Source organism: Bacillus sp. A01H (assembly GCF_045277205.1).
In the GTDB taxonomy this organism is placed as follows: domain Bacteria; phylum Bacillota; class Bacilli; order Bacillales; family Bacillaceae_G; genus Bacillus_A; species Bacillus_A paranthracis.
In genome coordinates this window covers 2,352,619-2,364,742 of the sequence record NZ_CP117702.1, presented here as the reverse complement: position 1 = coordinate 2,364,742, position 12,124 = coordinate 2,352,619, and the positions used below count along the sequence as shown (strand labels likewise).

At 36.0% G+C, this 12,124-nt stretch carries 8 protein-coding genes; 1 reads left to right on the top strand and 7 read right to left on the bottom strand.

Annotated elements, in window-relative coordinates; genetic code table 11:
- Positions 1-66: 66 nt before the first annotated feature.
- Positions 67-591, bottom strand: coding sequence for a DinB family protein (locus PSR14_RS12415; RefSeq protein WP_000666447.1), 525 nt, complete (start codon positions 589-591; stop codon positions 67-69).
- 14 nt (positions 592-605) lie between these two features.
- Positions 606-1,373, bottom strand: coding sequence for a DUF3891 family protein (locus PSR14_RS12410; protein ID WP_000577265.1), 768 nt, complete (start codon positions 1,371-1,373; stop codon positions 606-608).
- 205 nt (positions 1,374-1,578) lie between these two features.
- On the opposite strand from PSR14_RS12410, the gene PSR14_RS12405 reads away from it, so the two are divergent.
- A complete protein-coding gene (locus PSR14_RS12405; RefSeq protein ID WP_001043907.1) occupies positions 1,579-1,851 on the top strand; it encodes an HU family DNA-binding protein in 273 nt (90 codons plus the stop codon).
- A 37-nt stretch (positions 1,852-1,888) separates the two neighbouring features.
- Here PSR14_RS12405 and PSR14_RS12400 read toward each other — a convergent pair whose 3' ends face one another.
- The 5 genes from PSR14_RS12400 to PSR14_RS12380 are packed head-to-tail and all read right to left on the bottom strand — an operon-like array spanning position 1,889 to position 12,095.
- A complete protein-coding gene (locus PSR14_RS12400; protein WP_000959145.1) occupies positions 1,889-2,431 on the bottom strand; it encodes a hypothetical protein in 543 nt (180 codons plus the stop codon).
- Between the two features lie 35 nt (positions 2,432-2,466).
- A complete protein-coding gene (gene sfp / locus PSR14_RS12395; protein WP_000572990.1) occupies positions 2,467-3,216 on the bottom strand; it encodes a 4'-phosphopantetheinyl transferase Sfp in 750 nt (249 codons plus the stop codon).
- A gap of 58 nt (positions 3,217-3,274) precedes the next feature.
- Positions 3,275-4,717, bottom strand: coding sequence for an MDR family MFS transporter (locus PSR14_RS12390; RefSeq protein WP_098487542.1), 1,443 nt, complete (start codon positions 4,715-4,717; stop codon positions 3,275-3,277).
- Positions 4,717-4,941 (bottom strand): MbtH family protein, encoded by a 225-nt coding sequence (locus tag PSR14_RS12385; RefSeq protein ID WP_000184064.1) that lies wholly within the window; start codon positions 4,939-4,941, stop codon positions 4,717-4,719. Before PSR14_RS12385 ends, PSR14_RS12390 begins: the two co-directional genes overlap by 1 nt.
- Entirely contained in the window at positions 4,938-12,095 is a 7,158-nt protein-coding gene (locus tag PSR14_RS12380; protein ID WP_001133894.1) for a non-ribosomal peptide synthetase, read from the bottom strand. The genes PSR14_RS12385 and PSR14_RS12380 overlap by 4 nt, the downstream gene beginning before the upstream one ends.
- Between the last annotated feature and the right edge of the window lie 29 nt (positions 12,096-12,124).

The window sequence follows — 12,124 nt, the reverse complement described above, 5'->3', positions numbered from 1 at the left end:
ATTCATGCGGAATAAAATAGAAGGAGAGACTTCTACAACTAAAGCCTCTCCTTCTTATAAACTATATTACTCTCCCTGCTTTTTAACCATATGTAAATACAGAACAAAATCCATCATTGTCGACGAATGACCAAGTTGACGAATCATCGCTGTTATATTTCCTCTATGATATGTACCATGATTTACGACATGTTGTACTAACTCTAAAATTGAAGTTTCTAATTTTCCTACATATGGATTCTCGATAACAAATACAGCATTCACATCTTGTATTGTACTTAAAAAGTCTTTATATTGATCTGCCATGTTTTCAAACATTTTTTCTAATTCATGTAACGATTTGTTTTCCATTTGTTTTCGTAAATCTTCTCGGCCTTGTATTGCTTCATTCATACTTTTACCATGCAATATGTGTAACCACACTTGATCTGTAATATAAATATGGGCAAACGTATCCTTGATTGATGGAAATACACTCTGCATCTGTTCAGTAAAAATCGTCTCATAGTTTGGTAATTCTTTTAGTCGATTGAATAATCGTAGATTAGCCCAAGCATGGTAATCCACTTGTTTTAACATGTACTCTTTCAATCGAAATCGCCTCCTTATTGTATGAAACGAATAGTTTGTTTCTTTATTTCTGATTCTCTATCAGCTTTTGCAATTCCTTTTTCTTCAATTTCTTGTTTATTTATAGTTTTATATTTTACATACGTATGAAATTCCGTTTGAAATGGAAACGGTGTAATCCGAATTGTTTCCTTGTCCACCCATTCAGCTTGTATAGGTTTCTCCTCCTTACTATTAAACATTTCTGTTCCTTCAAAACCATCTTTAAACAAATCAATTTCCTCTTCCTTTTCTACACCCGGTTTATTCATACAGACATATAAAGAAAGTTCATCGCAAAACTTTAATAATCTATAATGCTTATCGAACATCACAAATTGCTCTTTTGTTAGCGTCGTCAATATTCTTTTTTGTCGTTCCAATTCCCCTGTATAAAATGACATCATTTCTTCATCTTCCTCATTTAATGGAAATGATAAAAAATGCTTACTACAAAGTAATGCTCCGTATGGATTGGCATCTTCAATTTCATTCAAACCAATCGTATAAAAGACAAAGCGTAATGAACTTGGACAATCCATAAAAGTATATGGAATATTTTTAGCATCATTTAAAATTGGTACTTTATCAAGTTCTATCCATCCTCTATCATGCTCATATATTGCATCAATTGTCTCTTTTAAATATGTTTCATCTTCAAAAAAATCTTCTTTTATATGCTTCGCAATCTCTCCAGCTAAAAAACCATGATCATGTTGACGAATTAATATACTTTCTTTCTCATCCTTTTCACGAAAAATCATCTGTATACTCCCCCTCATCCTCATATTACAGCGTTTTCTATGCATCAATTCTTAATTAATCCCTAAATATTAGCAGGGATTCAGTTTCTTGCAACGAAATTAACATAACTATATAGCATTCTTTCTAACAATATAAATAGCTTTATCTTTACTATCTATTATACTAAATCATTCATTCCAAAAAATTTTTTTATGAGGTGAAAACATGAACAAAACAGAATTAATTAAAAATGTCGCACAATCAGCTGATATTTCTCAAAAGGATGCTTCTGCAGCTGTACAATCTGTATTTGACACAATTGCTACTGCATTACAGTCTGGCGATAAAGTTCAATTAATCGGCTTTGGAACTTTTGAAGTGCGTGAAAGATCTGCTCGTACAGGACGTAATCCACAAACCGGCGAAGAAATTCAAATCGCTGCTGGTAAAGTTCCTGCATTTAAAGCAGGTAAAGAGTTAAAAGAAGCTGTGAAATAAACAAGAAACCAGCCATTTTATAGGCTGGTTTCTTGTTTTAATTTAGTAATTGCTTTATATTTTCTGCATGATACACCTCGCAAATATAAAATATGCATCTGCAGTTACTTACAATTTGATATTTTCTTGTTGGATACACATGCGCCGAAACAGAGCATCCATCAAATAATTCAATAATATTCCCAGAAGGCTGATATCCTTCATATAATACGTTCCTTCTTACTTCCATCTTTTCTATAAGTTTTTCAACTGGAATGTTTCCACTCTCTAGCTCCCTCTTTATTGTATTTGGTAAAAACGAGGTATCCGCAAAAATGAGATTTTCAGATAATACTTTCCCTTTATAACTAATATTGGATACACGGTAAAGAAATGTTCCGTTTTTATCAAAGAAACTCTTTGCTTCTTTCGGGATATACTGTCTATCCAGCACCTCTTGTTCTAGAACATCAAACTGAACTGTATCATTCAATAACTTTTCTAAAGCATGAATAGATGATGTATCTCCAGAAAATAAAATATTTTTAATTGCTTGTACATTATAAGTGGATTCATTTGTTCTATTTTCCGCTACTAGCATGAGGAACACCTCTTCTATAAAATATTTAATTAAACTTATTTATCATTTAAAAGCGCTACTGCATCCAGCTGTATGATTTCGGTGACTTCTTTACTACATATTGCAATTGAAGCTATATAATCTATACTTGGCCTTAAATCTCTCATCACTGTATTTTCTACTAACTCTTGTCTATCCTGAAAAACTAACAAGTTTGGAGGATCATTTGGAGCTGATATAGTAATATCCACTGGTGGAATCATTAGACCTTCACCTGTCGCTTTGAGCACAGCTTCCTTTCTAGTCCAATATGTTAAAAAACCTTCTATTTTTTGTTCATTTGGCAACTTCATAACTTGCGCTATTTCAATGTCGGTTAATACGCCTTCTACCATTTTCATAACATCAACATCTGGATTCATTTGTTCAACATCAACGCCTACAGGTGCAGACTTTGTAAATGCAACTACAACCCACTCACCCGAATGTGAAACCGATAACTGCGGCATCCCCTCTGGTAATTGTGGTCTACCATGTTGTAACTTACATACTGGGCACAGCCTATCAATTGGCACTTGAACTGGTGACATAGAAAGTATTTTACCTAGAACTAATCTACTAATTACACAACCGATTATAAAACGAGCACGATCTGCCGAATGATGATATGAATTTGCTTTCTCTCGTTCAACATCATTTAGTAAATTGTAATGCCATGATTGTAAATCCGAAATTCTTCCCCACCATATTTGACAATCATTCTCATTCAAAATCGGTATAGAATCTACAACTTTACTTTCTATCATGTAAACTCTCTCCTTCTAAATACCAATATCATTTTATTTCAAAAGACCATTTTCAAACTTATTCATTTACAACTTCTTTCTCTTTTTGTAATACAGGTAACGGTTTTTTCTTCTTTTTTGACATTACCTCTTTATCAGAAATACGTAAAGAAAATAGTAATGCTACGAGTAAAAATATTGCTGATTCAATTAATGCTGCTTGATATGGCAATAAATCTGAATGAGTATTATGTTGCACACTGCTATTTCCAAAACCGGCTAGTATACTAGCTAAAACAGCAACTCCTATCGCTGAACCTAATCGATTTTGCACATTAAATATAGTAGTTGCTCTCCCCATAGAAGGCGGCGTTATATTGTTAAATGCAGAAAATTGAACTGCTCCAACTGATTGGCCTAAGAAAATACCTATGCCAAACAATAATACCCGTATTTGCCAAGGGTTCGTATCGTGATTTACAAAACTTAATAAAATAAAGATAATCGCCGTACAAATTAACCCTATAGAAATTACCTTACGAGCTCCTAATTTCTTATATGACCATGGCACAATCTGTGACGATATCATTAATCCAATGGCCTCTGGGAATGTAGTAAGACCTGATTCCAGTGCGGATGCTCCTATTACATTTTGATACATAAGCGGAAAAACAAATAACATTCCTAGTAAACCAGCTGATGAAAATAATGAAATAAGGCTCATCTTTCTAAAGACTGGTTCTTTTAATAAGCGTAAATCTAACATCGGTTGCTTTACTTTCAGTTCTACGATTATAAACAATGTAATGAATACAACCCCAGCTATCCCAGTACTCATAATTTCTGGAGAAATCCACCCTTTTGACGGTCCCTGGCTGAGTGCATATATGAGCATCGCAAATCCTGGTGCTGATAAAATAAAGCCGAGAGAATCAAAGCGACCAGCTGATTTTTCAACATGCTCTGCTAAAAATAGAAGTCCAAATAGCAATGCAACAATTCCAAATGGTAGATTAATATAAAATGCCCAGCGCCAAGACATTTGATCTACAAAAAAGCCACCAATAATTGGTCCTACTGCCGGTGCGACAGCAATTGGCAACACAATAAACCGAGAAATTTTCGGCCTTTCCTCTGGTGAAAATGTTCGGAATAACATCGCCATCCCAACTGGTGTTAAAAGCCCCCCACCAGCACCTTGAATAATACGAAAAATATTCAAGGATGTAATATCGTTCGCTATCCCACATAACGCAGATGCGGTTGTAAATACGAAAAGAGCAGCTAGAAATACTCTTTTCGTACCGAATCGATCTCCTAACCAACCAGAAATCGGAAGGAAAACAGCTAAGCTAACTAAATATCCAACATTAACTGTCCCCATAGCAGATGGTGGCACTTGCAGTTCCTTACTTATCGTTTGCAGTGCTACATTTACAATCGTTGCGTCCATGGCAGCCATAAACATCGCTGTTATATATACGATGCTTACAACTACTTTTGGATTTATTTTTGCTTTCATTATCGTTTTCCTACTACTATTTTTTCACCAGCTTGATTACTTTTTGGATTCAAATCTGTCCAGGTATTTTCAACATATTGTAAGCAATCGTGCCTGCTAGCTTCTTCATGTACGACATTCCACCCAATAGGTACATCAAGAAAGACAGGCCAGAGAGAATACTGGCCCTCCTCATTTATTAATACTTTATATGTGTAATTATCATTTTCAAATGGATTCGTCATACTCTCCTTACCCCTTTCTTATTCTGCAAATATTTCGCTAATACTTGTCCAATTTCCGTAAGTGGACCTGGCTGACATAGATCTTTATGTCTACAGTCAATATCATGCTGCACAATTTTCCCATCTAAATAATTTAGCCATGTATTTGGAGAAATAGGATCAAACCAGTCTGGTATAACAGTAGATCTAAAGAATAAAATATCTCCATTATAAACTTTCGGTACGTATCTCCCTAATAATCCTACCGAATTTACATATGTTTCTTTCAAGTTCAATATAGTCTCTTCTTCAAGACTTGCTAATGCACTTCCATCTGTACGAAGGATTTCAACTGCACTCTCCATCGTAAGTGGTTTACCATCCATGTTATCTGGGTCATATCCGCCTAAAGCAAGTAATGCGATTAACGCTTCCTCTTCAGTAGGCGCTTCCGTATTCGGTAGGAAGTGACCAGGATAAGAATCTAGCATAACGAGTAATTCTACTTCTTCCCCTTCATTTTGTAGTTGCGCTGCCATTGCATGCACAACATTTCCTCCGAGCGACCAACCGAGTAAACGATATGGTCCGTGAGGCTGTACTTCACGAACGTGTTTTAAATAATCCGCTGCCATTTCCTCTAAACTTCTTGGAAGTTCTTCATTTTTAGCGATACCACGTGCTTGCACGCCGTAGATTGGATAATCTGTTCCTAAAGATTTCATAAGTCCTGCATAGCACCAACTTAATCCACCTGCTGGGTGTACACAAAATAGTGGCAATTGGTTTCCGCTTGCTCGTAACGGAAGCAACACATCGAGTGCACTTTGTCCATTTCCCACTTCAAGTCTTTCAGCAAGGCCTGCAACAGTAGGTGCTGCAAATAAAGTTCCGATATTTAATTCGATCCCAAGTGCTTCTTTAATACGGCTCATAAGCTGCACTGCAAGGAGTGAATGACCACCTAAATCAAAGAATCCGTCATCAATTCCAATTTGAGGTACACTTAGTACTTCTGTAAACAAGTCACATAACATTTCTTCTTGCGGTGTTCTTGGTCCACGACTAGAAGATGATACGATAAATTCTGGAGCTGGCAATGCCTTTCTATCTAACTTACCGTTCGGAGTTAAAGGGAACTCATTTACTACTACAAAAGCGTATGGAACCATATAATCTGGTAAACTACCACTAGCAAACTGACGCATTTCATTCGTATCAATCGCTTCATTATTTGATGCGACGATATAAGAAACTAATCGTTTATCCCCTGGTTGATCTTCCCGTACAATAACTGCTACTTGCTCAACTGTAGGGTGTTTCATTATGACCGCTTCTATTTCTCCTAATTCAATTCGGAATCCACGAATTTTTATTTGATGATCTGCACGTCCTATATAATCTAGCGTCCCATCTTGACGCCAGCGTGCTAAGTCTCCAGTACGATACATTCTTGTACCTGGCTTGCCAAATGGATCTGCAATAAAACGTTCTGCAGTTAAACCTGCCCTTCCTAAATATCCACGAGCAAGCCCTGCACCTGCAACATACATTTCTCCAACTACTCCAGGTGGCACTGGTTGTAAATAATGATCTAATACGTATACTTTAAGATCAGGTATACTGCACCCAATTAAACTATTTGCTCGTAAAGAAACGGTACTCTCATCTAGCTCAATATAACTAACATGTACTGTCGTCTCAGTAATACCGTACATATTAATAAGCTTCGGTGCGTTATGAGGATGTCGACTATACCAATCTTCTAATCGACTTAGCTCAAGTGCTTCACCTCCAAAAACAACATATCGTAAAGATAATTGTTGGCCAATCTCTTTATTTTCACGATCTGCTTGCATCAATTGATAGAACGCTGATGGAGTTTGGTTTAAAACAGTTACCTTTTCTTTAACAAGAAGCTGTAAAAATTCTTTCGGCGAGCGACTTACAGTATGTGGAACTACAACTAAGCGCCCTCCGTATAATAAAGGTCCCCAAATTTCCCAAACCGAGAAATCAAAAGCATATGAATGGAACATCGTCCACACATCGTTTCCATCAAACTGGAACCAATGATCAGTTGCTCCTAAAAGTCTTACTACATTTTGATGAGGTATCATAACGCCTTTCGGTCTACCTGTTGAACCTGATGTATAAATAACGTAAGCAATATGTGATGGAGTTAATGGCTTCACGCGCTCCATTTCATCAATATTGTCTTCACTATGTTTCTCAATTTCTTCTATTACTTTTACATTATCAACTAAAACTTTTAGTGCCTCATTACATTCAATTTCCACTTCTGAATTCGTTAAAACACATGATGGTTTCGCATCGTGTAGCATAAAAGAAATACGGTCTGCTGGGTAATCTGGATCTAACGGAAGGTATCCAGCACCAGCTTTAAGAACAGCTAATAAGCTTACAACCATGTTTAATGATCTTGGCATCGCTAAAGCAACGAGTTGATCAGGACCAATTCCTTTTGCTATTAGGAATCGAGCTATTTTATTTGCTTTTCTATTTAACTCTTCATAAGTTAATTTCTTATTTTCAAAGACGACAGCAATAGCATTTGGATTAATATGAACCTGCTTTTCAAATAATTGTGGCAATGTCATTTCTGGTGCAATTTGAAAACCACCATTCCACTTTTCTAACACTGTATTTTTCTCTGCTAAAGTTAATATTTCTAATCTGCCAATGGATTGATCTGGATTTGTCGCCGCATCATCTAATAACAAAATGAATCGTTCTATTAGTTTTTGAACCGTTTCATGTTTATATAAATCGGTACTAAACTCTAGTAAACCATGTAAACCGTTCGGAGTACCATCAACCCCGTGACTCTCACTAATTTCAAATGTTAAATCAAACTTCGCAGAGCCAACACTTTGAATTTCAAGGCTCGTTTCTATATCCGGGACATCAAAGATTGCTTCTGGCGTATTTTGGAAAGCTAACATAACTTGAAATAGCGGATGACTATTTCGAGTACGCACCGGGTTTAACACTTCAACGAGTCGTTCAAATGGAACATCTTGATTTTCATAAGCTGCAAGATTTGCCTGCTTCACTCTATTTAATAATTCTTTAAAACTTGGATCTCCTGAAGTATTTGTACGTAACACTAATGTATTTACAAATAAACCAACAATATCTGAAAGTACATCATCATTTCTTCCAGCAATCGGACTTCCAATTGGTATATCAGTGCCTGCACCTAATCTTGTAAATAGCGCACTTAGTCCTGCTTGCAATACCATAAACAAACTAACTCCGTTTTTCCGTGCGAGCTCTACTAACCTACTATGCATACCTGCATCTATATGAAAATGAATTGTTTCTCCTCTGTAACTCGTTTCCATTGGACGCTGATAATCTGTAGGTAACTCCAATTGATCTGGTAATCCCTTTAACTCTTTCTTCCAAAAATCTAATTGTGTTGAAATGAGACTTTCTTGTGTAGTTTCATCCCCTAACAATTGCTGTTGCCAAAGTGCATAATCTGCGTATTGAACTGGAAGTGTCTCCAGCTGTACTTTGTTCCCTTGACATCGCGCTTTATACGCCGCTGTAAAATCTCTCGTCAACGGTTGTAACGACCAGCCATCCCCTACAATATGATGCAATAGAATTAGTAATACATGTTCGTTTTCATTCACTGTAAATAGTTGCAAACGAACTGCTGGTTCAACATCGAGGTTAAAGCTATATCTTACAGCCTCCGCAAGTACACTTTCTAATTCATTTTTACATGTATTTGTTATAATCATTTCAAGATTTAAGTTTTCCATATGTAAAATTTCCTGGTAGGAACTACCTAATACGTTAGGGAAAATTGTTCTAAGTGTTTCATGTTTCTCGACTACATCATAAAAGGCACCTTGTAATGCTCCCTCGTTCAACTTTCCAGACAAACGAATGACTAACGGAATATTATAAGTAGGACTTGGACCTTCTAAACAATGTAAGAACCATAGTCTACGCTGTGCAAATGAAAGTGGAACTTCATTTGGCCTACTTACTTTCTTAATCGCTGGTCTTGCAGTTTTTGCTCGATCCAATTGTTTCACTAATTCAGCAACAGTTGGCGATTCAAATAGTTTTCCAATTCCTAATTCGACACTTAACGTTTCACGAATTCTTGCCATTAAACGCGATGCAAGAAGCGAATGTCCACCCATTTCAAAGAAATTATCATCAATGCTAATGCGAGAAACACCAAGTACTTCTGCAAATAAATGACATAATATTTCTTCTTTCGGATTTCTAGCAACTCTCTCATTGTTCATGCCATTAAAATCAGGAGCAGGTAATTTCTTTCTATCAATCTTTCCATTTGGCGTTAGTGGTAATTCTTCTAGCAATACAAATGCTGATGGCACCATATAATTCGCTAAACTTTCTGAAACATAAGAACGAATTTCTGAAAGATGAATCGTTTCCTTCTCTTCGGCAACAATATACGCAATGATTCGTTTATCATTTGGACGATCTTCTCGTACTATAACCACTGCTTGCTTAATATTTTCATGGCGTTGTAATACCATTTCAATTTCAGCTAATTCAATTCGGAAACCACGAATTTTAATTTGATGATCTGCGCGGTTCATGTACTCTAAAACACCATCACTGCGCCATTTTACTAAATCACCTGTACGGTACATGCGCTGCCCTGGTTTTCCATAAGGATTTGCAACAAACCGTTCAGCTGTTAACTCCGGTTTTCCTAAATATCCGCTTGCAAGTCCTTCCCCTGCAATATACAATTCACCAATAACTCCAGGTGGAACTGGTTGTAAACCTGCATCTAATACATACACGTCTGTATTCCAAATTGGCTTTCCAATAGGAGGTATACCACTTTCCCTTTCATCGATGTTCATGACAGTAGACCAAATAGTCGTTTCAGTTGGTCCATATAAATTAGTTAATGAACAACCTAATTCTTTTAATTTATTTGCTAAATGCGTTGGAAGAGCTTCACCACCAACTAGTATGTTTAGCCCTTGTAGCTTCTCTGGATAATCAGTTACTAACGCCTGCCAAAGCGTCGGTGTAGCCTGCATAATGGTCACTCTTTCTTCCTGTAAAAGTGTCGTTAATGCAGAAGGCTCTTGAATGTCTTCCTTTTGCGCAATTGTTAAACTTGCACCACTAATAAGAGGTAAATAAATTTCTAGAGCAGAAATATCAAACGCAAATGTTGTCACTGCTAATAAATGATCATGTTCATGTAACGAAAACTTTTGTTGCATAGCCATTAAAAAGTTACTTAAACCTCTCATAGGAACAATTACACCTTTTGGGTTACCCGTTGAGCCTGAAGTATATATTGTATAGGCTGGGTTTAAAAGTGATACATCATTCTTACATTCTATATTCATACGAGAATATGTATGTAATTCTAGTTTCGTTTCTTCGTCATCTAATACAATTTTTTTCATATCATTTTCTATAACTAACTTAGATGAAACAGATGAATGTGTTATGATACAAACTGGTTTTGCATCATTTACTATATAATTTATTCGCTCAGCTGGGTATTCTGGATCTATTGGTAAATACGCTGCACCAGCCTTTAAAACTGCTAGCATACTAGTTACCATTTCTATTGATCTTGGAAATACTAAAGCTACAAACTGATTTGCTCGTATTCCTTCTTTTACCAAATAGTGCGCCAGTTCATTCGCTCGTTCATTTAACTCTTTATACGTAAGATCTACACCGTTACAAGTAACTGCTACTTTATTTGGAGTTTTTTGTACTTGTTTTTCAAATAGTATAGGTAGGGCGATTAAATTATCAGCTTCCTTAGTTTCATTCCATTCCAATAAAACTTTATGATTTTCTTCAGGAAGAGTAATATTTATTTTTCCAATCGACTCGTCTTTTTGATAAGCATTTATCATTAATTCTAATAATTGCATAAATCTTTCTTTATGCAATGCTAGCTCCACACCATTATATACTTCCGGATTCGCATCAAAATGAATCATTAGCTCATTTTGATCAAAACGTTTATATACATTTATTGATAAATCATCGACAGGTCCTGCTGATAAATTATGTGTAATACCACGATTCCCACCAAAGTTAAGCCCGTAATCAAAAGGCATAACATTCACTAACGGTCCAAATAACCTTTGATTTTCACCTAATAACTTTAAGTCTCTTCTTAATTCCTCATGACGGTATTTATGATGGCGACGTACGTCTCGGATTTCTTTAGAAACTTGCTGTAATAATTCTACGAGAGTTATATTTGGGGTTACAGTAAGACGAAGTGGTACTAAATTCATTACCATACTCGGTGTATGAATAGATGCAGAACCTAGACGCCCCATCATCGGTAAACCTAAAACAATATCATTTTCACCTGTTAATTTATGCATATAAATACTTGTTACAGCGACAATGAATTCCGGCCAACTTGTTAACGAAATATTGATATTTTCTAGTAAAGCTTTCGTACTAGAACTACATAAATAAGCTGTTTCACGTAAAAATCCATTGGATGTTCTCGGTGCTCGTTCTGCCAAACTTACAACGTCTGGTTCATCCGCAAATTTTTCTAACCAAAAAGCACGATCTTCCTGAAATTGTTTAGACTCACGATACTCCATATCTTCTTGCACAACTTTTGCAAGAGAACCAAATGTCTTTTCATTCTTGTTTGTTTCTTCTATAAGTGATGTATACTCATTCGCTACCTTTTGGCTAAGAAGTGAAAATCCATAGCCATCCATCACAATGTGATGGATGCGCTGATACCAAAAGAAACGATTATTTTCAACTTGAATAAGTGCTTCAATAAATAAAGTATCTTTTTTCAAATCGACTGGCATAGATAAATCATTTTTCATCCATGCTTTAGCAGCCTCTTCAGGATTTTCTTCTTTACGAACGTCAATAAAATGCATATGAAACTGTGATTCTTCAATAACTTGCCATGGGCCAATTTCATCCTCTTCGAAGCGAACATGAAGTGCTTCTGCTTCCATTACAACTTTACGTACAGCTAATTCAAAAATGTCTTGATGAATATTTCCGTTTATTTCTACATATTCCCCAGTATTATAAATTGGATTAAGCGGATCTAATTGTTGCGCAAACCACATACCAGACTGCGCAGATGATAACGAATGACGAATCTTTTGACTATTAGGCATTCTTCACTACCCCTTTATTATGTAGTCTA